Genomic DNA, 21,365 nt, shown 5'->3' on the forward strand with positions numbered 1-21,365 from the left:
TCCAGATGCTCTTTTTGATTAATTCGTTACAGGTTCTTTTTTCTCAAACTTCAGAACCGGTTTTCTGGCAGCAAGCGTTTCATCAAGTCGTTTAACAACGGTTGTATGAGGAGCCTCCTGTACGATTTCCGGATTCTCTTCCGCCTCTTTAGCGATTTGAATCATGGCATCGATAAACGCATCAAGCGTTTCCTTCGATTCTGTTTCGGTAGGCTCAATCATGATGCACTCCTCCACGTTAAGCGGGAAGTAAATGGTTGGCGGATGGTAGCCAAAGTCAAGAAGGCGCTTGGCAATATCCAGCGTGCGGACCCCAAGCTTCTTCTGGCGCTTCCCGGAGAGAACAAACTCATGCTTGCAATGTTTATCAAACGGCAGGTCAAAATGCGGCGCGAGTCTCCTCATCATGTAATTCGCGTTCAGCACAGCATATTCAGTTACAGCCTTCAGCCCATCCGGCCCCATTGTTCGGATATACGTATAGGCACGAACATTGATGCCGAAGTTTCCATAAAACGGCTTCACTCTTCCAATTGAGTCCGGACGATCATAATCAAAATGGAACGCTCCATTTTCTTTTACCAGCACCGGTTTTGGAAGGAAGCGGATTAAGTCTTTCTTCACGCCAACAGGACCTGATCCCGGACCGCCGCCGCCATGTGGACCCGTAAAGGTTTTATGAAGATTTAAATGTACGACATCAAAGCCCATATCTCCTGGTCTCGCTTTACTTAGAACGGCATTCAGGTTCGCTCCGTCGTAATAAAGCTTGCCTCCGGCTTCATGAACAATTTCAGCCATTTCCAAAATGTTTTCCTCAAACAAACCAAGCGTATTCGGATTTGTCAGCATTAGCGCTGCTGTGTCGCGTCCAACTACTCTTCTTAAATCCTCGAGGTCCACCAGGCCAGTTTCATCTGATTTCACAGTTACCGTCTCGAATCCGGCGACAGTGGCCGATGCAGGATTCGTACCATGCGCTGAATCCGGAACAACCACTTTTGTCCGTTCCAAATCTCCATTTGCTTCATGGAATGCGCGGATCATCATCAGTCCTGTCCATTCGCCATGAGCTCCCGCTGCCGGCTGAAGCGTCACTTCGTCCATCCCGGTTATTTCTCTTAAATGCTCCTGTAAATCATACAGCAGCTCCATTGCCCCTTGAACAGTCTCTTCTTCCTGTAAAGGATGAATATGAGCAAGTCCTGCAATCCTTGCTACGTTCTCATTGATTTTCGGATTGTATTTCATTGTGCATGAACCGAGCGGATAAAAACCGGAATCCACTCCGTGGTTGCGCTTGGACAGGGCGGTATAATGACGCATAATATCAAGCTCTGATACCTCTGGCAGCTCAGGCTCCGCTTCCCTTAAGTAGCCCTCCGGAATCAGTTCATCGAGCTCCATCTCAGGAATGTCCATTTCGGGCAGGCTATAGCCGGTTCTTCCAGGCTTCGTAAGTTCAAAAATAAGTGCTTGATCCTGATTATTCATCGCGATCCCCCAATTCCTTAACGAGCTGATCTATTTCTTCCTTTGTTCTTAATTCAGTCACAGCAACAAGCATATGATTCTCCAAAGCGGGGCTGGTTAGGCCTAAATCATAGCCTCCGATAATTCCAGACTCAATAAGCTTAGCATTTGCTTCCTTCACAGGCTGATTCAGCTTAACCGCAAACTCATTAAAAATCGGCCCATTAAATGCGATATCCATTCCGGCTTCTTTAAAACGATTTCTTGCGTAATTCGCTTTTTGAAGATTTTGCACAGCCATTTCTCTCACCCCTTTTTTACCCAGGGCCGTCATGGCTACAGATGCTGCAAGAGCATTCAGTGCCTGATTGGAGCAAATATTGGAGGTTGCCTTATCACGTCGGATATGCTGTTCCCTTGCCTGCAGCGTTAATACAAACCCCCGGCGGCCGTCTTCATCCACTGTCTGCCCAACGAGCCTGCCAGGAACTTTTCTCATAAGTTTACTCGTAACGGCAAAATACCCGCAATGAGGACCGCCAAAAGCAGTCGGGATCCCAAACACTTGAGCATCTCCTACTACGATATCTGCACCTAAAGATCCCGGCGGGGTAAGGATGCCAAGTGCAAGAGGGTTAGAAGAGACTATCATCATGCTTTTTCCTTGATGGGCAATCGGTTCAATATCTTTCAGCGGTTCAATTTGCCCATAAAAGTTCGGATATTGGACGATGACTGCTGCCACATCCTCACCCATTTCCTTTTCCAGCAAAGCAAGATCGGTCACTCCGGCTGCTGCAGGAATTTCAATCACTTCGATATATTGTCCTTTTGCATAAGTACGCAAAACATCCTTGGATTCTGGATTAACAGCTTCTGATACCAGGATTTTCTTTTTCTTTGTGTGTCCTGCTGCAAGCATAGCTGCTTCTGCAAGAGCCGTTCCGCCATCATACATAGATGAATTGGCAACATCCATGCCGGTCAATTCGCAGATCATCGTTTGAAATTCGAAGATTGCCTGGAGCTCCCCTTGAGAAATTTCCGGCTGATATGGGGTATAGGCTGTATAAAACTCAGAGCGGGAAATGACATGGTCCACCACAATCGGCATGTAATGGTCATATACACCTGCCCCTAGAAAAGAAGCATTTTGGCGCAAATCTTTATTTTTCGCCGCCAGTCCGCTTAGCTCTCTTAAAAGCTCTGTTTCGGATTTGGCCGGCTTAATATCGTATTCACCTTTAAAACGAACCTGTTCAGGAATATCCTCAAACAATTCATCGATGCTTTGGACGCCGATTGCGCTGAGCATGTCTTTTTGATCTTGATCTGTCATCGGCAAATAGCGGTGCTTCATATCCATATCCCCTCTTCCTTATCCTTTTGGACGCTTATAAAATGGTGTTGGAACAACCTTTGCTTTTAATTGCTTGCCGCGAATCTCAACCAGCACTTCCGTTTCAAGTCCGCTATGTTCAGATTTCAAAAGAGCAAGACCGATATTCTTCTTAAGAGTGGGTGATTGAGTGCCTGTAGTCACTTCCCCAATGAGCTCTCCATCTTTATAAACCGGGTATCCGTGTCTTGGAATACCTTTATCAATCATCTCAAGACCGGCCATTTTCCTTGGTGCTCCGTTTTCCTTCTGATTTTTCAGAACTTTCTTGCCGAAAAAAGCTTCCTCTTTATTTGGCTTAACCGCAAAGCCGATACCTGCCTCGATTGGGGTAATATCCTTTGAAAGCTCCTGCCCGTATAGAGGAAGATTCGATTCAAAGCGGAGTGTATCTCTTGCTCCCAATCCGCACGGTACCGCACCGGACTCTTTTCCGGCTTCCAGGATTGCTGACCACAGCACCTCGGCATCTCCCGCGGCGCAATAGATCTCAAAGCCATCTTCCCCGGTGTATCCGGTTCTTGATACAAGCGCCTTCGCCCCTGCGATGGAAACTTCATCTTTAAATTTGAAAAATTTGATGCTGCTTAAGTCTTCTTCCGTCAGTGTTTGAAGGATTGCTTCTGCAAGGGGGCCTTGAAAAGCAAGGAGTGCGGTTTCATCTGAAAGGTTCGTCAGTTCAAACTCTCCTTCAGCATGCTGCGTCAGCCACTCTAAATCTTTTTCAATATTGGATGCATTGATGACGATCATGTAATCATCTTCCGCCTTTTTATAAACAAGCAAATCATCAACCGTGCCGCCATCCTCATAGCACATTGCCGTATATTGAGCACCACCGGCTTTTAACAGGGATACATCATTCGTCATCATTTTTTGAAGAAAAGGCAGACTGCCCTTCCCTCTGACTGAAACCTCACCCATGTGGGAAACATCAAACAAACCTGCTTTGGAGCGAACGGCCTGATGTTCTTCTTTAATAGAAGAAAACTGAACCGGCAATTCCCAGCCCCCGAAGTCGATCGTCTTTCCTCCATACTGTTTATACAGTTCAAATAACGGTGTTCTTTTTAGCTGTGACAATGCTTTCCCTCCCCGGAATATCATGATACAAAAAAGGACAGACTCCTCCTGATTGAATCAGAAGGCTCTGTCCTTGGCACCTGAAAGTTTACCCTGTTCGGCAGGGCTTTCCCCTTTGGCGGTTTACTGTACGTAAACTCTCTCCAGAGCTGCGTCAAATAAGAGTCTTTTTGCCTGAGAGATTCACAAATGTTTGCTCCTTCGGCGCCGCACACGGTCTTCGTCTGCTGCGGTCTCTCCCCTTATCGTCATCCGCACATATTAATCCAAATAATGGTTAAACTAATAGTCAGCATTTAATGGCTGCTCCGCTGAACGGACATGGACATAGAAGCAGACAAATGATTAACAGAAAATGATGCATTTTGTAAACTTTCTAACTACTTATCATCCTACCACCATCTTTAAAAGAGAGCAATCCTATTTTTACTGAATAATAGTTGTATAAATTCAAAAATCATTCGCTTTTAAAGCGAAATTCTTATATTTATTTACATAAAATCATTCATTTGCCTTGAAAAGTGAACATTAGAGAGAGTCGGTGAATTAAAATGAAAAGGTTTACAGGTTTTAATGTCCCTATCCATTATGATGATGAGTGGCAGCAGGAAATACTTGAACTTATTGAAAAAGATGGCCCATGGGCAAACTGGGAACTCTTTAAGCTATCCTCTGAAATACAGCACCATACAGCTGTACCTGATTTTGAAGGGCTGCAGGCCCCTAAGCATTTACCCGATTTTCAGCCCTTGCCCCACCAGCTGGAGGTTGCTAGAACAGTCGTCGAGAAAATGAACGGCAAAGCGATCCTGGCTGATGAAGTGGGACTTGGAAAAACAATTGAAGCAGGACTGATTCTCAAAGAATATATGATTCGCGGCCTTGTGAAAAAGGTGCTAATCCTCGTACCCGCTTCTTTAGTTTCCCAATGGGCTAGAGAATTAAATCAAAAATTTTATATCCCTGCTGTTGAACAAAAGAAAAGCTATGTGTGGGAGCAATGTGACGTCGTCGTTTCTTCTATTGATACAGCCAAACGGAACCCGCATCGCGACATCGTATTAAATCAGCTTTATGATCTCGTCATTATTGACGAAGCTCACAAACTGAAAAACAGCAAAACCAAAAACTACGATTTTGTCCTGAATTTAAAGAAGAAATATTGTCTGCTTCTCACAGCTACACCGATCCAAAACCGGATTGAGGAGATTTTCAATCTTGTTTCCCTCTTAAAGCCAGGCCATCTCGGGAACGAGGCCTATTTTACAGAGGTGTTTTCTGCTAAAAACCGATCTGTGGAATACCATGAACACCTAAGAGAACTGATTAATAAAGTTATGCTCCGCAACAGGCGCGGCGACACAGGAATCGACTGGCCAAAACGGATTGTAGAAACAATACCGATTGTATTTTCCGAAACCGAACAGCATTTGTATGATGAAATATCCCGTGTTAAGACAACTCTTGCCGGCGGAGTCAATACGTTTTCGATTATGACGCTTCAAAGAGAAGCATGCAGCAGCCGGGAGTCTGTCTACATGACGCTGAAAAAAATGCTCGACCGTCCTGAAGAAGATGGTTCTCCCATCCCGGAGGCAATCATTCAACAGCTTTTAGAGGCTGTAGATAACGTAACCCGTAACAGCAAGGCAGAAAAGGTACTGGAGCTGATAAAAAAAATCGATGACAAAGTGATCATCTTCACTGAATACCGGGCTACGCAAATGTATTTGCAATGGTATTTAAAGCAGCATGGCATTTCCTCCGTTCCGTTTCGAGGCGGTTTTAAGCGCGGCAAAAAGGATTGGATGAAGGATTTATTTAAAGGAAATATCCAGGTCCTCATCGCAACGGAAGCAGGCGGCGAGGGTATTAACCTGCAATTCTGCAATCAGATTATTAATTATGATCTTCCGTGGAATCCGATGAGACTGGAACAAAGAATCGGCCGGATTCACAGGCTTGGCCAGGAACGGGATGTTCACATTTACAATATGTCGACGAGAAATACGGTAGAAGAGCATATTTTGAAGCTCCTGTATGAAAAAATCAATCTGTTTGAAAAAGTAATTGGGCAGCTTGATGAAATTTTAACGAGGATGGAAATTACGAACTTTGAAGAACATCTTCAGGATATCTTATTCCACTCAGCATCTGATGGAGAAATGAAAATCAAAATGGAAAACCTTACTTCGATTCTTGATTTTGCACAGCATGAAACAGAAGGAAAAAAAGCGGCCGGAGATATTATTTAGGAGGGTGACGAATGAATCAAAAAGAAATCCATAACTTACTGGAAAGATTCTTTGAAGCCAATCAATGTGAGATTACTGAAAAAACAACCGGGGCGCTGGCCATACAGCTGACGATTGATATGGATAAGGAACTTATGAACCGGCCCTTTTACTGGCATTATCTTGAGAAAACAGGCGGAGAGCCAAATCCAATGAAACTTAATCTTTTAACGGATAAAGACGGGGTATTAAACGAAGAGAAAACGGAATTTGTTCATTTAGGCTCTCCGAGATTGCATCAGATTTTCCAGTCCGCCCGCAAGCTCGGCTCTTTTGCCCGCATGTATGAAAGACCAAATGCAGGAAGCGGACAGAAGCCCCTCCACCCTTGGCTATGCATGAATATGACCGTTTCCTATCAATGTGATATGAAAAAAGATTTCGTCTATTCCATTGGCCTCCATCTAATAAGCGGAACGATGGTTGAAAACTTTCAGGACCGTCTAAACCATCTTCAATTAACGCCGAAGATCCCTGATTTCTGTTTTACTCTTTCCCCGCTGATTCTGCCCAAAAGCGGGATGATGAGAATCCGCCAGCACATCGAAAACAAGGTAGCCGAGGATGACCACACATGGGCAGAAGAAGCAAGGCAGAGATGGAACGCTGACCTGATGCTTTTACAGCACTTCTACGAAGACATGGAAGAAAAGCCGGAGGTTTACGAGCTGGAGAAGGAAGCGCTGAGAGAGCTTTACGAGCCTAATATCCATATTTCTGTTAATAACGGGGGTATTTTTTACCTAAATCAGAGAACTATTTTCTAATTATATCGGCAGAAAAATCAAAAATTTTAATATATTTTTCCATTTCGACACAATTCAGCACCATTTTTTATTTTTCCATTCTATAATCGTGGTACAAAGGTTTTAGAGGTGAATAGAGACTATAGAATCACCTTTAGCGGGGAAAAGCTGTTCGGTCAGATAAAGGCAAACCTGCTGAAAAGCAGGGACGCAAAGTCACGGGTCTAAGGTTGTCCTCTTTGGGCAATGATGATCGCCGGATTGCCTGAAATACATACGTATTTTAGGAGGAAATGGGATGGAGAATGTAATGGTTAAAGAAGAAATGGATTTGGAGTGGAAGGAATTGATCCTGGCTGCACTTGAAATGGGGATAAGCAAAGAAGACATTCGGCATTTCCTACAATCTAAGCAGGATGAATGCAGCAATTGACCTACATGTCGAAAAAATTTTGTCGATTTTGTTCGATTTACCGAAATATTCCCTTCGTTATATGCTATAATATCTGAGGGAAGGTGATGTCATGATTGGTGAACGCATACGCAAATACCGCAAGGAAAAAAATCTTTCTTTATCTGAACTAGCAGACAGGGCAGGCGTTGCAAAATCCTACCTAAGTTCGATCGAACGGAATCTTCAATCGAATCCATCGGTTCAATTTTTGGAAAAGGTTTCATCCGTGCTTGGCATTTCCGTTAATACGCTTTTAAATGGCAATACAGAAGATGCTTATGCAAATCAGCTTGATCAAGACTGGACATCACTTGTGAAAGAAGCAATGCAGTCAGGTGTTACAAAAGATCAATTTCGAGAATTTCTGGAATTTAATAAATGGCGAATGGATCAGCCAAAAAAATAAACGGTCAGGACTCATGTCCCGGCCGTTTATTTTTTTGAATATGCCGTTCTTCAATTTTAAGAATGGCTTGCCATATTGTCAAAATAGAATAAATGATTAAGATCAGACCCGGTACAATCGCCGTCAGAGCACCGCCCTCTTTCGTCCGGGCAAAATTGCTCACGTAACCTGCATACGGCACCGTAAATCCTGTATATTGAGCGACCACGTTATCCGATTGAACCGGTGCTGAATCCTCGGACTTGTTGTTATCACCCTTAGTCCGGTATACAGCCTGTCCTCCGCTCATCACTTTTTGAGTGATTCTATGTGTCGCCAGGTCATATTCATCCATCCAGAATGTAATGACATCGCCCGTTTCAAATCTCGTCATATCCCCGCCCGTTTTCACGGCTATCACTGAGCCGGTTTGAATACCCGGCTCCATCGATCCTGAGAGGACCGTTTTTAATTGATATCCGAAAACCTGCGGCTCTCCACCGGATGCCTTCGATGAAAAAACGGCTAAAGCAAGTCCAATTAAAACGAAAAACAGTAAAATTGTAAATCCTCTGCTTATCAGTTTCATTCGGGTTCTCCTTGAGTGCCTGCCGGTTCTTCAAGAGCTTTTTCCTTCTCAGGCTCCTCCTCTGGTATGTTAGCATCTTTGGACTTTTCTTCTTTAACCCGATCCTTTACTTTCAGATCCTTTTCGGTATTCTTTATATGTTCTTCCTTGTTTTTCGGCTGTTCCTCTTCTTTATCCGGTCTCTTTTTATTCTCTTTTTTTGGAGGCGGGCATTCTGACACCGCAATGCTTGAACTTGCAGTCCGAATCGTCTCTTTTTCGTTTCCTTCATACCCCGGCCGCTGATCCGCTTCTGCATAATAGGTGCCAGGTTCGTCCGTTTGAATGGAAAGATGCCCCGTCTGATTCGCCCCTATTTGACCAAGTGTCCCTTCTGCTATTACCTTATCATCTTTATAAATGCGATAGCCTGTAGGTCCGATCATGCCGAATCCGGTATTACGAATTGAAAAAGGAAGATTCACTGAACTGCAAGCAGTGAGAGGCTTTTCCGGGCCTCCTTCTTCAAAACCCAGTTTGCTTCCATCCCACCATGACCCCATTTGAAACCCAATTTCCTGAGCTCCTTTTTTGCTAAAATAAGCTTGAACGGGCGATGCCGAAATAGCTGAAACAATTAGAACGGTCAAAGAAAATACCGATGTCCGAAATATGCGTCCCTTCTTCTTGTTCCTGCTGCTCCCCATTCTTTGTCCCCCGTTCGATATGTAGAATCTGCATTTCACATGCTGGTATATCGTCCTCATCCATTACCTTGGCGTTCATCCCGAAAAAACGAGTATAAAAAGGTAAAGGCGGATGCATCACAACCAAAATCTGCTGTTCTGCCTCCGTCCTCATACCCTTTATTATGTAAAACTACTATGATGAAAGTTTAGAATTATAGTTCCTGTCCGTCGCCTTGACGTCCGTCAAATGTCCATTTTAGCTGCAGGGAATCTCCTTGGAATTGGTTTTGATCTTCGCCATTATCTACAAATTCAAATTGGACAAACAGATCATCTGTTGTACCGGCTTTAAGTCCCTTTTTCTTTTCAAAAAGCGGAGAGAAGACATTGCTTGCCACTGCGTTCGGATCCATATCCTTCAGCTCTTCAAGTGTCGTGCTGTAAATGACATCGTTAAGCTTGTCAGCATTATAAAGGAAGTTAACTTTGATGTGGCTCCCTAAATCCTCAGTATTTGAAGGCTCGCCCTCTTTGTTCGCTACGGTGTATTCAGTAGTCAGCAATACTTTTTTGATATCCACTGTCCCGTCATTTTGAAGCTTGAAGGTGCGGGTCATCCAGTCACCAGGCTTCATATCCTTCACATTCACAATCTCAGTCGGAACCGCGTTTAAATCAAGCGTTCCGGCTGCAAAAGAGCTTGCCGCATCCGCTTTGTCATTGAAATACGCATACGTTCCCCCGCCGACTAAAGATAATCCAAGCGCTGCAGATGCAATACCCAACCCTAATTTTGTCTTGATCCCCATTTTACATTCCTCCTGATTTTTCTGTGTGTATGTGAACTCTTCACGAATAAAGAGGTTCAACCATTTTGTCATTTTCGCTCTTTTAAACTCTGCTGTTGACTTCCTCTGCAGCTCTTGGACTGCAATGAACAGGCAATCAGCAAATCAGTCTAATAGGGCTATATTTTTAAATATTCCGACAAATAAAGCTATAAGGAGGACTTTTTCCATAGTTGACAGTTTATATACAGGCTGTTAAAAATTCTTCCTTCTTGCCTCCTTTAGTTTAGCAGTCGCCTAAATTCGGCAAAAGGTTCTTTGTACCAATATATCTCCCCATCCCTTTGTACGATTTTTCCAACCGAAACTCCTTGATCTGAATTAGAAATCCTTGTAAAATGGGCTTTTTGAAAATCCCCTATTGTTCACCCTGTACCTTTCTATCCGGTACATTAGACATTTCTTGGAGCCTGAGCCAATATATACAAAAAAACCTCGAGCAAGCTCCAGGTTATCCGTTAGGCATATAAAGAAATGTTAGGCTTATGATCATACTTTTTTTCGCTGTACTTCGTTTTCATTGGAGTCACTTTAATCTGTGCATGTTCGAAAAGAGAACGCTGGAAGGTTAAATCATTCGAACATACAGGACAAATCCATTCTCCGCCATTGTGGCTGCTGTAAGAAGACTTCGCACAGCGCGGACATACTTTTTTAAACATCATCATCTCTCCTAAATCGTCGCATGAAAAATCCAAGTAGAGTGAAGCACCATCACAAACGTATATAAAATGCAGGCTGCAAATGTAACGCCCTTTAAAATTTTCGTTGTCTTAAGCGGAATTAAAAACACCATGCAAAGCATAAGCAAGGAGAACATCAGCTTCACTCCTATAAACGCAACAGGAGTCCACTCATACAGGCTTTTCATTAGAGGGTTCGCTTCCTTTATAAAACCGAGTTCAAGACCGGCTAATGTGATAAATAAATCAATTGCATTGACAATCGCCAGGTAAATGAAAGCAGTTTTCATTGGAAACATCTCCTTTGGCGTACAGGCCATTATTTATGCTATGCCTGGAATGACAGATTATGCGCCCTTCGGTTCCTCCAGCCTGGAAATCGCCCGCCAAATAGTCATAACGGAGTACCCGATCAGCAGCAAACCAGGAAGTATGAACAGGACCGCATTTCCTTCTTTAGACTTAGCATATTCAATAAAATAGCCTATATACGGGACTGTGAAACCTGTGTAATGGGCTGTCACGTTTTCGGCCAGCACCGGTTTCGAGTCAGCCGTTTTATTGTTATCTCCCTTTGTGGTGTAGATCACGGCATTGCCGCTTGCCTTTTTATCTATAATTCTATGGGTGGCAAGATCCGTTTCATCCATTTTAAAAGTGATGACATCGCCTGCCTTGAAACGCTTCATATCGCCGCCAATTTTAACCGCTATTATTGAGCCCGTCTGTATTCCTGGTTCCATGGAACCTGAAAGAACTGTTTTCAACTCGTATCCTAAGAATTGGGGATCTCCTCCGGAAGCCCTTGAAGTCAGAACGAGAATAATCATGGCCAATAGGATAATGAAAAGAAGAAACGATATTGCCTGGTTGAATAGTTTCAGTGCATATCTCATTCATTGTTTCCTCCTTCACTATGATTATTCTCCTCAATTGGCTGTAAAGAGACATCCGCTTCCTTCTCATCAGGTTTTTCTTCAACGGCTTCTTCTTTTTCTTCGGAAACCGCTTCCCCATCCTTAGCAGGTTCTTCTACTTCAGTTCCTGGTTCCTTATCATCTTTAGATTCGGTTTCCTTATCATCAATAGGCTCCACTTTCTCCTCTTCTGGAGGCGGAGGGCATTCACCAACAATAACTGTCCGGCTAGCTGTCTTTGTCACTTCACTCTCATTCCCGGCATACCCCGGCCGCTGATCCACTTCAGCCATATAGCTTCCAGGAGAATCTGCATTAATAGACAGAGTAACGGTTTGACTGGACTGAACAATTCCCAGAGAACCCTCTGTTATCAATTCACCATCCTTAAAGATTCTATAAGAAGTAGAGCCTATCATGGTAAAACCAGTGTTCGTAAGCGGAAAGTCTATTCTGACAGGCTTGCAGCTGGTTAAGTCTTCACCTGCAGGGATGTCTTCAAAAACCAAGCTGCTCTTATCCCACCATGTACCGGCTTGAATTTGGATACCCTGCTCCTGCTGATCAGTGAAATATGCCTCTGTTGGAGAGGCTGAATAAGTGAGGATTAACAAGAATGTATAAAGTAGTGCGGATCGTTTAAATAGAGAATTATTTCTAGAGTTTATGCGCCGAATCGTCTCCAGCCCCCGTTCTTATATGGTGGTAGAGTAATGAAAAAAGAAGACAGGAAGTTCCTGCCTTCCCTTCTTAAACTTATTTTTCTTCGTTCTTGCCTTGATATGCTTCAAACGTCCACTTCATTTTTAAAGAGTCTCCTTGGAATTCGTTCTGATCCTCTCCGTTATCAACAAATTCAAATTGCACATAAAGATCATCTGTTGATCCAGCTCTAAGGCCTTTTCTCTCAAACAATGGAGTGAATACGTTTTTGTCGATTACATTCGGATCCATGTCTTTTAGTTCACTAAGTTTCGTACTATAGATAACATCGTTTAATTTGTCTGCATTCCACAAGAAGTTTACTTTAATGTGATCTGCAAAATCCTCAACGTTAGCAGCAGCTCCATCCTTATTAACCACAGAGTATTCTGTTGTTAGCAAGACTTTCTTAATATCCAAAGACCCGCTGTTAACTAATTTAAATGCACGATCCATTGTGTCACCTGGTTTGATGTTTTGAACATCAATTACTGTAGTCGGATCCACATTCAAATCAAGCGTTCCAGCTGCGAAAGATGAAGAAGCCTCTGCTTTATCATTGAAATATGCATATGTACCCCCGCCTACTAGTGAAAGACCAAGTGCTGCTGATGCTAATCCCAAACCTAATTTCTTTTTAACACCCATTGTAAAAATCCCCCTAGAAAATTAATTTATATTGAACTTTTCTTTTTACAGAAAAGAATCAATCACTAGTAATCAATTTTTGCCTTCGCTTGCTGAAAAAGCAGTTTATAAGCTAAATATAAAAAGAAAAGCCCTGGCAGGATGAGTAGTACAAGAAAGCTGCTGGTGTTAGATTGTATGTAGATAAAAAGATAGCCTGCAAATGGAATCGTTAATCCAGTATAGGAGCCAACAATATTTTCCCTCTTAACTAATTCACGATCAATTCCATCGTTTGCATCACCCTTTGTCCTGTATGTTTGATTATTGAGGACTTCATGAATACGATGGGTTATCAATATTTCATCTTTCGTTTTGAAGGTAATGATTTCTCCCTTTTGAAGAACTTCTTTCGCTTCCAGTTTTTTTATTAATATCATGGATCCTGTGCTGAACACTGGCTCCATTGAACCGGATAAAACATTCTTTAAGTGAAAAGGAAGGAATTGGTTAGTGTTACCAAGAAGTAATACATAAAACAGAATGCCTAATAGAAACGTGAATCTTAAAGCATAAATCCGAATATTATTGAACATTTTGTCACCCATCACTCGTTCTCAATAAAGAATAACCTGTCCTGATTATATCTTATGGCCTATTTAAATGAAAAATCTCGAAAAATGCCATATTTTTCATTTTAACGAACATTATCGTTCGTTTTCTCGGTTTATCTTTCATTCTCTAACTATCTTGTAATTTTATTAAGAACGATTTGTTTTATATAATGAACAGAGGGGGAAGCATAAATGAATACGAAGGAGTCATTTAATGGAAGCAGTCGGGAAGAGAATTCGTGAAATCAGGCGGCAAAAAGGTTTATCACTGAGTGAATTGGCAGAGTTGGCAGGTGTATCGAAATCCTATCTAAGTTACATAGAACGAAATGTTCAAAAAAATCCCAGTTTGCAATTTCTATCTAAAATATCCGATACCCTCGATATTGAAGTGAATGTCCTTCTGGGCAGCGAGCATGATCCAAAAAGCCAGCTTGACGAAGAGTGGAAAACCCTCATAGAGAAAGCAGTTAAAGAAGGTATGAGCAAAGAAGAATTTGAAACCTTTCAGGACTATATCAAATTTACAAAATGGAAAGAATCCCAGGAGGGCCGAGATGATGATAACTGAAAAAAACATGGTCTCAGAAGAAGAATGGATTGAACTGCTGATTGAAGCAAGAAAACTAGGAATGACTCCTGATGATGTCCGGACCTTTCTATTCAAGGGTGAATTAGTAACTTCGCAATAATGACCTAAATTTGGAAGCAGGGTGCTGCATGTTAAAGGTCTTAGCTATTTTAATTCCAGCATTGTATATATCAGCAATATGGTTTCAATCCAGCTACTCCATTGATGAAATTATCTCATTTCTCACTTCAAGGATTGATCGGGTTGTTCTCATTGAAGAACCAACCTTGCCGGTAATTTTGCTTGGCACACTATTTGAACTTCTCCATTTAATTGAATTCGGAATTCTGTTTTTCTTAATGACTCTTTCTTTGCAGTTATTCGGTCTTTCGTGGAAGCGAGCGTTCCCAATCGCCATCCTCACTGCAGCCGGGTATAGCGTCATTGATGAATGGCATCAATTACATGTTCCTGGGCGCTCCGCATCATGGGTGGACCTGGTAAAGGATTGGGCGGGAATCGTGCTCGTTTGGTATTTGATGAAAAGATATGACCGAAATAAAAAGAAGAGAAGAAGACCTGAATGGAGCAGGAAAATTGGAAGAAGAGCATAATAAAAGCCGTCCGTCTGCTGGGCGGCTTTTTTCCAATTACGTAAAATATCATTTTAAGCGAATAAATCCCCGCCATCTAGCAGAGTGCAAACTCAAATAAGCCCTCACCTTCCCTCTTTTTAAAACATCATGTCCTGCTTCTGATTTTAATTGATAATCTTCGGGAAACACCCATCTACAAAATTCAGCTAATGAGTATTTGCACCGATCATAGCTGAAAAAGAGGTAGGATAGGAACGCTATATATTTCATAAAGGTCTTTTTTTCAGGTCTTCGAATCCATTCATATTTCCAAAGAACGTTTTTACTATATGGAAATGGGTTTATCTTATGAAGATATGGATAGGAATTATACACGATCGAAAGCGTCCGAATGAGCCTTTTTTTTGTATGATGTTTTTTGGCTCTCTTCAACAGCAAGTCAAAGTCTAATTGGTTTCTCAGTTTTTTAATTAGCTGGATGATATCAATAAAATACTTCAAGGAGTCTAAATTATGCCGCCAGCCATGAAGACAAATCATATAAAATTCATCAAGTTCAGAAAGTTCATGAATATAGTTTCGCTCATGCAAGAGCTGAGCTCGGCTCCAAATTTCTTCAATCATTGATATGGATGTATCCGTTCTCACAATATCCCAATGAAGTTCTACCTGCAGAGGGATAGGGGATTGAGGAATCGATTTAATAAGGGTGCAATGAAAATGTCCGGGTATTTCATCCTCGCTAGGTAAAAAACCCAGTTTCTTTAGACTTGAGATGGCGAGCAGCCACTGATCCTCCTTAATAAGCAGATCAATGTCAGAAGTGGGCCTGGCTCCGATGCTTCCAAAATATTTTCCAGAGAAATACACTCCTTTAAGAAGGATCGTATGAATGGCTAATGCTTCAAAGATTCCCAATATCAATTTTAATTGCTTATTTATGAACATATTTAAATAGAGCGTTTTATTGAATTCATTTTTCAGTACTTCTTTAAATACTGCCGGAGCATCATTGAGTTTTCCATTTTCTTTCAGAATTTGATAAGCTTGCGGCAATGCACGAAAATAAGAAAACTCCTTTAGAAGTTCATCATATGGAGGAGAAATTCGACTTCTCTCTTCAAACAAACTGGATAACACCCGATTAAGCATTTTATCCATGCTTGACACCTGCTGCACTTTCAAATGAAATCTCATCTTTTGCATACAACGTTTGGTACAGCCCCTTTCTTTGAACAAGATCCGTGTGTTTGCCCATTTGAATAATTTCTCCCTTATCCATGACAATCACCAAATCCGCATGACGAATCGTAGTCAAACGGTGTGCAATAATCAGGAGCGTGCGCTTTTGTTTTGCCTGTTTAAGCACTCTTTTCACTTGGTGTTCTGATTCATTATCGAGTGCGGATGTCGCTTCATCCAGCAATAGTATTGGAGCGCCTCTCAAGATTGCTCTTGCAATCGCAATCCGCTGCCTCTGTCCTCCTGAGACTTTAATCCCTCTTTCACCTATTTCCGTATCATAGCCATTCGGAAACTGCATGATGACTTGATGAATATAGGCATCTATGCAAGCCTGGATCATTTCTTCATCTGAAGAATCAGGACGTGCCAATTTTAAGTTCTCCCTGATTGTTCCGCTGAATAAAAAACTTTCCTGAGGGACGTACGCAATAAGATTTCTTAATTCTGCTGGGGTATAGGCATTAATCGGTTTTTCATTAAAAAGAATATCCCCTGTATGAGGCTTATAAAACCCCATTAACAACTGAGAAAGAGTGGACTTTCCCGCTCCGCTCGGACCAACAATCGCTACTGTCGAATTGGAAGGAATCACAGCATTCAAGTTCCTTAGCACTTTGCTATGATTGTCATAGGTAAAGGATAGATCATTTAATTGAATCGAAATTCCGTTTGATGAAGCGGGTTGATAGGATGGCAAATCCTGACTCTCAGATGGCTTTTCCAATATAAGAGAGATTCTTTCCAATGAAATCAAGGATCGCTGATATCCTGCCCACTGAGCTGCCAATCCTGTCATTGGGGATACCAGGTGGGATATCAAACTAATAAATGTAAAGAGACTGCCAATCGTGAGGTTTCCCCTTGCTACAAAAAACGAGCCCATAAGAAGACAGCCTAAAAATGCAGCGGAGCCTAACGCCTCGCCCCCGGCATTAAACCACCCTCTCCATTTCGCTTCTTTTAACTCCCAATCATATAGAGTATTATTCTCATTTTTATATTTTTGATAAAAAACCCTTTCGAGAGTAAAAGCACGAATCACATCCATCCCCTGAAACGTTTCATTGAGATGTTTTAAAATCCGGGTAATGCTTTTATTGATTTCTCTGCTGTTATTTCTTATTTTCAGCCCAAAAAAAGCTCCCCCAGCCGCAGCAGCCGGAGTAAGGATGAGTATACTTACTGTCATTACCCAGTTCATATTCAATAAATAAAGGAATACCGTCAATGAAATTAAAGGGAACCTGAGTAAGTTAAGAAGGCCGCTTCCAATGACACTGTCAATTTGATGCAGATCATTCGTGAAATGAGAAACGAGGTCACCGGAGTGATTGATGGATAGGGATGATTTAGGAAGCACCAGCATATGTCTGTACAGCTGAAGATTTAAATCTCTTTTTACAGAGTTAATGGCTATTGTCTCTAAATAGGTATACAAAAAGTTAGAAGCAATACTACTGGCGATGAGAATGCCTCCTATTGCTGCAAGCCATTTCATTTTATAGAAATCCCCATGCACAGCAGCATCTGTTACCGTACCGAAAAACCAGGCGAAGAGGATGGTGAAAAAAATATCACCGAGAAGCAGAATGAGCAAAAACAAATATTCTTTTTTATAGCAGAGCACATACGGTTTTAATAAATGTACAGCTTTTTTAAACTCTGCTGCTGATCCATATTCTTTCCATAAGCTGCGCAATGCCGGCTCCCCCAAACTGAAGTTTTATTTTCTTTTATAATTTAAATACTTTCTTAAAACAAGCGGAATGCAGGGCCATCCCAAAACAACAGCTGGCCATATAATCGTCCAAAAAAAAGAGGATTTTTTCGCCTTTTTGCCTCGGTGTATTTCTATTAATTTTGCAATTACCTGATCCTTTAAAACGGGAGCATCTTCCCCCAGGTTTGTATCGCCTTTAAAGATTAGGGAATGCTTTTCTTTTTTTAAGAAGCGATGAGCAATCAGCTTTCCTTCTGAAGAAACAAACAGTGCTACTTCTCCAGCCTTTAATTCAAAAGGATCTATCTTTTCAAACCGGCAAATTTCTCCCTGGCGAATATAAGGGAACATGCTTGTTCCGCTAGCAGGCAAATCCACCCGGCCATGTTTTTTTAAATATTGGCGAATTACCGCTTCTTCCGCTGAATTACCCGGCATTCTCAATCAGATCTAATTCAAGCAAATTTACCAGAAACAGTCGGACATCCTCTTCCATCTGATCCCCTTCTGTTTGAAACTGCTCTTTCATTGAACGGACTAGTGAGGTATCAGTCTGAGGATGCTTCAGCAGCTGCCAGCAGTAGCCGCCTGTTTCATTTAATGCTGTAACAGTAAACGCTTCCGAATTTAGAACAATCCATGAATTTTCATGCTTTAATGCTTCGTGGCCATGTTTTCTTATATATTTTGTCATGAAACAATCAGCTCCCAAAATGTATTATTTTTTTGAAAAGAAAGCCTGTTAATTGGAATTTTCAGAGAAAGCTGGTTCAGTAATTTTAGGACCTTTTTTGTTTGCAGCGAGTCATATTCCCAGTAGAAGGTCTTATTAATAAGCTGAACTAGGCCCTCCACCGTAGATAACCTTACCAATTGATTTACAGGCGACTGATGCAATAGCTCAATCGCTTCTAAAGGAAGCGCTTCTTCATCTATCAATGGTTCTGCTTCGCTGTTAAAAGGTGATGGAAAGACAGTGACTTTATTCTCTGAAATTTTTACAATTGCAGCTTCATCTGCATACACCATCCTTGGTGCCGAAAGTGCTGCTGCAGTTGATTTACCGGCCCCTGACTGACCTGTAAACAGAAATGCTTTCTTTAAATGGGCGACACATGATGCATGCAGCAGCAATCCCCATTGATCATGAACAATAACTGTGCTATAAAGATTCATCAAAGCGTGTTTTAACGCTAATGCATCATGCACATACATTCTGCCCTCCTGATAATTGCTGTCCAGTTCGATCTTGTAATCGCCTCTGTCGAATATAATGTGTTTATTCTTTTCAACTAATGTGCGAACCTCATATCCACCAAAAGCTTGACCATAGCCTCCATACAGTTCAAGCTGAAAAGGGATAGAACCTTCCATTATTCCAGGCTGAAGTGAATGATTAATCCATTCTTGTATCCAGCTTTCATCTATCCAAATCGAAAATAAATGTTCTCCCATTGCTTTATTAAATGATTTCATTGTTTTATCCCTATGAAAAAACTAGTACGGAGAAGGCAAGCCAAAACCTGCCTTCATCCGCCATTTCTAGTTATTTTCCCTTTCCTTTTCCTTTACCAGGTGTCCCAGCTCCACCACCTGGAGGATTTGGATTCCCGGGAGGAAAATGAATTCCATCGTTCCCTGTGCCTGGATGGTCAGTATTCCCTTTGCCCGGATTCCAGCTCTGAGCAGTTTCAAAAGAAATTGGTGCATGGCTTAGTACTGCTGGTGCTTCATATCGACTAGGGCTCATTTTTATCACTCCTTTTTTATAAAGAACATTAAGTTCTTATTATTAGTATTATAGTATTATCTTTGTTCTTTTTAAAGAATTATTTTGGTTTTGTAGTTCAAATTACTTAAATTACTAGGTTAGTAGATGAGGGATATTATCTTCGCAGGTATAAAATAGAAAACAAAAAAACCACCGCCCATAACAAGAGCGGTGGTTTTTGGTTATTGAATCGCTTCCAGCTGATTCCCAAGCAATCGGCCAAACTGACCAGACTTCTGACTAGCCAGCTCATGAAAGCCCCCAGCCTGAACAATGCGGCCTTCCTCTAAAACAATTACCTGATCGGCATTTCGAATCGTAGAGAGCCTATGAGCAATGACGATGATCGTCATCTTCCCTTTCAAGCCTTCGAGCGCTTCCTGAATCTTTCTTTCATTTTCACTATCCAATGCACTTGTTGCCTCGTCCAGGACGAGAATGGAAGGATTTCTCAAAATTGCCCTGGCAAGAACCAGCCTTTGGCGTTCCCCACCGGAAAGGCGCACTCCGCGGTCTCCGATATGAGTATCCAGTCCTTCCGGGAGCTTGCGGACGAATTCGGCTGCGGAGGAGAATTTGAGGGCTTGCCAAAGGTCGGGTTCTTTGGCGTTAGGGTGGACCATCGTTAAATTCTCCCGGATGCTGGCATTGAATAAGAATGAATCCTGCGGTACATAGCTGATTGATTTTCTCCATGCTGTCAGTCGTTCATCATTTAAAGGACCACCATCAATCAGCAGCTCCCCGTGGTCAGGTTTCATCAACCCCATTAATATATCAATAAACGTACTTTTACCTGCTCCTGACGAACCTACAATGGCTGTCATCTGGTTTGCACGAATCTTCGCATTTATACTTTTCAAAACATCGTTAGAACCAGAATTCTTATATTTAAAGCAGATATTGTTTGAAACAATACTGCTTTTTAATTTATACGGTTCAATACCATCATCCTGGTAGTCTCTCAGTTCACTAGATGAAAGGCATTCTTTATAAAGATGATGAACGGATTCAAATGCAGGGATTGTCGAAGCAATGTTTTGAATAGTAGATTGAATCCCTGTAAACCTCGGCCAAAGTCTAGAAAATATGAGGATAATTGCTAGCAGCTGTTCAAACTGAGCTTGAAATGCGGTTATAGAAAAATAAATTATAATTGCAATAAAAACAGATGAAGTTATTTTGTAATATAATTCGGAATTGGATTGCAGTTTTACATATTCAATTTGTTCACCCACCATTTTATGCGTTAGTGAACTAAACCAGGATAACTGGGAATTTTCCAATGTATTACTCTTAATGTCTTTGATTCCGTTAAATTGGTCAGACATACCCGCAAGATACTCTTGTCCAAATAATGAGGTCTTATTTCCGACTTTCCTAGCTCTATTAATAAACTTTTTAGAAAACAAGATCATAACGGCACCACATAAGAGCACAAATCCCGTGATACTAGCAGAAAGCCAGAATGCTAATATGACTTGTATCAAAGTAAATACAATTGATGTGATTAATTGCAGGACCAAATTAATCCCGCTTATGACCCTAGCCAATTCTGACGTTAACGAATTAATCAAATCAGATTTTCTTTTTCTAATGAAGAAAGACCAATCTGACCTAAGCGTCTCCCTAAAAAGTTTAATTCTTAAATCTCTGCTGAATTCATGAAGCAGCTTTACATTTAGAATGGCAATACCCCGCTGAAGAAGACTTTGGGCGATCATAATAAGAATAAATAGACAGAGCAGGAAAAAAAGCTCTGATCCTTCAGGAAATATGTCAACAAAACCTAAGTAAGGTGCGAAAAAATTGGATTCCTTGCCTGTAATCACTCCGCTGACACTAATCATAGGTATAAGCATTAAAATTCCTATGCCCTCAAGCAAACTTGCAATGACCATCCCAAAAAGGTTCAACGGCAATAACCAGCCGGAAAACTTAAATAAGTCCTTTATATATAATCGGATAATACTCATATAA

The 21,365-nt window shown here is 41.5% G+C and carries 27 protein-coding genes and 2 riboswitches; of the genes, 7 read left to right on the forward strand and 20 right to left on the reverse strand.

The annotated features are described in order from the left end of the window. Positions 1–18: 18 nt before the first annotated feature. Genes gcvPB through gcvT form a run of 3 tightly spaced genes read right to left on the reverse strand, consistent with a single transcriptional unit; the run spans position 19 to position 3,955 of the window. Positions 19–1,494 carry an aminomethyl-transferring glycine dehydrogenase subunit GcvPB gene (gcvPB, locus tag J9317_RS12635; RefSeq protein ID WP_211559118.1) on the reverse strand — a complete coding sequence of 492 codons (1,476 nt, stop codon included), beginning with the start codon at positions 1,492–1,494 and terminating at the stop codon, positions 19–21. Next, on the reverse strand, positions 1,487–2,833 hold the full coding sequence (gcvPA, locus tag J9317_RS12640) for an aminomethyl-transferring glycine dehydrogenase subunit GcvPA (protein ID WP_211562364.1): 1,347 nt from the start codon (positions 2,831–2,833) through the stop codon (positions 1,487–1,489). The genes gcvPB and gcvPA overlap by 8 nt, the downstream gene beginning before the upstream one ends. An 18-nt stretch (positions 2,834–2,851) precedes the next feature. Continuing rightward, positions 2,852–3,955, reverse strand: a complete 1,104-nt coding sequence (gene gcvT, locus J9317_RS12645; protein ID WP_249292157.1) for a glycine cleavage system aminomethyltransferase GcvT — start codon at positions 3,953–3,955, stop codon at positions 2,852–2,854. 152 nt (positions 3,956–4,107) lie between these two features. Continuing rightward, positions 4,108–4,207, reverse strand: a riboswitch (glycine riboswitch). Positions 4,208–4,506: 299 nt separating this feature from the next. Between gcvT and J9317_RS12650 the strand changes: the two genes are divergently transcribed. The 4 genes from J9317_RS12650 (at position 4,507) to J9317_RS12665 (ending at position 7,855) form a co-directional block, all read left to right on the forward strand. Further along, positions 4,507–6,210, forward strand: coding sequence for a DEAD/DEAH box helicase (locus J9317_RS12650; RefSeq protein WP_211559121.1), 1,704 nt, complete (start codon positions 4,507–4,509; stop codon positions 6,208–6,210). An 11-nt stretch (positions 6,211–6,221) separates the two neighbouring features. Continuing rightward, complete coding sequence (locus J9317_RS12655; protein ID WP_211559123.1) at positions 6,222–7,016, forward strand: YqhG family protein; 795 nt, start codon at positions 6,222–6,224, stop codon at positions 7,014–7,016. A gap of 154 nt (positions 7,017–7,170) precedes the next feature. After that, positions 7,171–7,264: riboswitch (cyclic di-GMP riboswitch) on the forward strand. 29 nt (positions 7,265–7,293) lie between these two features. Beyond that, positions 7,294–7,428, forward strand: coding sequence for an anti-repressor SinI family protein (locus J9317_RS12660; RefSeq protein ID WP_249292158.1), 135 nt, complete (start codon positions 7,294–7,296; stop codon positions 7,426–7,428). Positions 7,429–7,519: 91 nt separating this feature from the next. After that, complete coding sequence (locus J9317_RS12665; protein ID WP_035403995.1) at positions 7,520–7,855, forward strand: helix-turn-helix domain-containing protein; 336 nt, start codon at positions 7,520–7,522, stop codon at positions 7,853–7,855. Positions 7,856–7,859: 4 nt separating this feature from the next. Here the strand turns inward: J9317_RS12665 and sipW (J9317_RS12670) are convergent, their stop codons facing one another. From sipW (J9317_RS12670) to J9317_RS12715, 10 genes are all read right to left on the reverse strand, one after another. Continuing rightward, complete coding sequence (gene sipW, locus J9317_RS12670; protein WP_211559125.1) at positions 7,860–8,423, reverse strand: signal peptidase I SipW; 564 nt, start codon at positions 8,421–8,423, stop codon at positions 7,860–7,862. After that, the gene (locus J9317_RS12675; protein ID WP_211559127.1) at positions 8,420–8,965 is read right to left on the reverse strand and encodes a hypothetical protein; all 546 of its coding nucleotides are present in this window, start codon (positions 8,963–8,965) and stop codon (positions 8,420–8,422) included. The genes sipW (J9317_RS12670) and J9317_RS12675 overlap by 4 nt, the downstream gene beginning before the upstream one ends. Positions 8,966–8,996: 31 nt before the next feature. After that, positions 8,997–9,230 carry a hypothetical protein gene (locus J9317_RS12680; RefSeq protein WP_211559129.1) on the reverse strand — a complete coding sequence of 78 codons (234 nt, stop codon included), beginning with the start codon at positions 9,228–9,230 and terminating at the stop codon, positions 8,997–8,999. A gap of 73 nt (positions 9,231–9,303) precedes the next feature. After that, positions 9,304–9,900 (reverse strand): CalY family protein, encoded by a 597-nt coding sequence (locus J9317_RS12685; protein WP_211559131.1) that lies wholly within the window; start codon positions 9,898–9,900, stop codon positions 9,304–9,306. Between the two features lie 497 nt (positions 9,901–10,397). After that, the gene (locus J9317_RS12690) at positions 10,398–10,601 is read right to left on the reverse strand and encodes a hypothetical protein (RefSeq protein WP_211559133.1); all 204 of its coding nucleotides are present in this window, start codon (positions 10,599–10,601) and stop codon (positions 10,398–10,400) included. Between the two features lie 11 nt (positions 10,602–10,612). Further along, the gene (locus J9317_RS12695; protein ID WP_211559135.1) at positions 10,613–10,912 is read right to left on the reverse strand and encodes a DUF5658 family protein; all 300 of its coding nucleotides are present in this window, start codon (positions 10,910–10,912) and stop codon (positions 10,613–10,615) included. Between the two features lie 57 nt (positions 10,913–10,969). Continuing rightward, positions 10,970–11,518, reverse strand: a complete 549-nt coding sequence (gene sipW, locus J9317_RS12700; RefSeq protein WP_211559137.1) for a signal peptidase I SipW — start codon at positions 11,516–11,518, stop codon at positions 10,970–10,972. Further along, positions 11,515–12,048: a hypothetical protein gene (locus J9317_RS12705; RefSeq protein ID WP_211559139.1), complete on the reverse strand. Its 534-nt coding sequence runs from the start codon at positions 12,046–12,048 to the stop codon at positions 11,515–11,517. The genes sipW (J9317_RS12700) and J9317_RS12705 overlap by 4 nt, the downstream gene beginning before the upstream one ends. Positions 12,049–12,295: 247 nt before the next feature. Next, entirely contained in the window at positions 12,296–12,889 is a 594-nt protein-coding gene (locus J9317_RS12710; protein WP_211559141.1) for a CalY family protein, read from the reverse strand. Positions 12,890–12,954: 65 nt separating this feature from the next. Further along, entirely contained in the window at positions 12,955–13,476 is a 522-nt protein-coding gene (locus J9317_RS12715) for a signal peptidase I (protein ID WP_211559143.1), read from the reverse strand. Positions 13,477–13,696: 220 nt separating this feature from the next. On the opposite strand from J9317_RS12715, the gene J9317_RS12720 reads away from it, so the two are divergent. The 3 genes from J9317_RS12720 to J9317_RS12730 are packed head-to-tail and all read left to right on the forward strand — an operon-like array spanning position 13,697 to position 14,667. Next, positions 13,697–14,053, forward strand: a complete 357-nt coding sequence (locus tag J9317_RS12720; protein ID WP_211559145.1) for an XRE family transcriptional regulator — start codon at positions 13,697–13,699, stop codon at positions 14,051–14,053. Then, on the forward strand, positions 14,040–14,174 hold the full coding sequence (gene sinI, locus J9317_RS12725) for a DNA-binding anti-repressor SinI (RefSeq protein WP_211559147.1): 135 nt from the start codon (positions 14,040–14,042) through the stop codon (positions 14,172–14,174). The genes J9317_RS12720 and sinI overlap by 14 nt, the downstream gene beginning before the upstream one ends. A gap of 28 nt (positions 14,175–14,202) precedes the next feature. Beyond that, a complete protein-coding gene (locus J9317_RS12730) occupies positions 14,203–14,667 on the forward strand; it encodes a VanZ family protein (protein ID WP_211559149.1) in 465 nt (154 codons plus the stop codon). 48 nt (positions 14,668–14,715) lie between these two features. Here the strand turns inward: J9317_RS12730 and J9317_RS12735 are convergent, their stop codons facing one another. The 7 genes from J9317_RS12735 to J9317_RS12765 form a co-directional block, all read right to left on the reverse strand. After that, the gene (locus tag J9317_RS12735; RefSeq protein ID WP_211559151.1) at positions 14,716–15,810 is read right to left on the reverse strand and encodes a nucleotidyltransferase family protein; all 1,095 of its coding nucleotides are present in this window, start codon (positions 15,808–15,810) and stop codon (positions 14,716–14,718) included. Beyond that, a complete protein-coding gene (locus J9317_RS12740; RefSeq protein WP_249292159.1) occupies positions 15,803–17,593 on the reverse strand; it encodes an ABC transporter ATP-binding protein in 1,791 nt (596 codons plus the stop codon). The genes J9317_RS12735 and J9317_RS12740 overlap by 8 nt, the downstream gene beginning before the upstream one ends. A gap of 24 nt (positions 17,594–17,617) precedes the next feature. Further along, a complete protein-coding gene (locus tag J9317_RS12745; RefSeq protein ID WP_211559155.1) occupies positions 17,618–18,052 on the reverse strand; it encodes a S24/S26 family peptidase in 435 nt (144 codons plus the stop codon). Then, positions 18,042–18,308, reverse strand: a complete 267-nt coding sequence (locus tag J9317_RS12750; RefSeq protein WP_211559157.1) for a PqqD family protein — start codon at positions 18,306–18,308, stop codon at positions 18,042–18,044. The genes J9317_RS12745 and J9317_RS12750 overlap by 11 nt, the downstream gene beginning before the upstream one ends. Then, positions 18,305–19,090 carry a hypothetical protein gene (locus J9317_RS12755; protein ID WP_211559159.1) on the reverse strand — a complete coding sequence of 262 codons (786 nt, stop codon included), beginning with the start codon at positions 19,088–19,090 and terminating at the stop codon, positions 18,305–18,307. Before J9317_RS12755 ends, J9317_RS12750 begins: the two co-directional genes overlap by 4 nt. Before the next feature lie 66 nt (positions 19,091–19,156). After that, positions 19,157–19,324 (reverse strand): hypothetical protein, encoded by a 168-nt coding sequence (locus tag J9317_RS12760; RefSeq protein WP_211559160.1) that lies wholly within the window; start codon positions 19,322–19,324, stop codon positions 19,157–19,159. A gap of 243 nt (positions 19,325–19,567) precedes the next feature. Next, positions 19,568–21,361 carry an ABC transporter ATP-binding protein gene (locus tag J9317_RS12765; protein ID WP_211559162.1) on the reverse strand — a complete coding sequence of 598 codons (1,794 nt, stop codon included), beginning with the start codon at positions 21,359–21,361 and terminating at the stop codon, positions 19,568–19,570. Between the last annotated feature and the right edge of the window lie 4 nt (positions 21,362–21,365).

Source organism: Metabacillus flavus, assembly GCF_018283675.1.
Taxonomy (GTDB): Bacteria; Bacillota; Bacilli; order Bacillales; family Bacillaceae; genus Metabacillus_B; species Metabacillus_B flavus.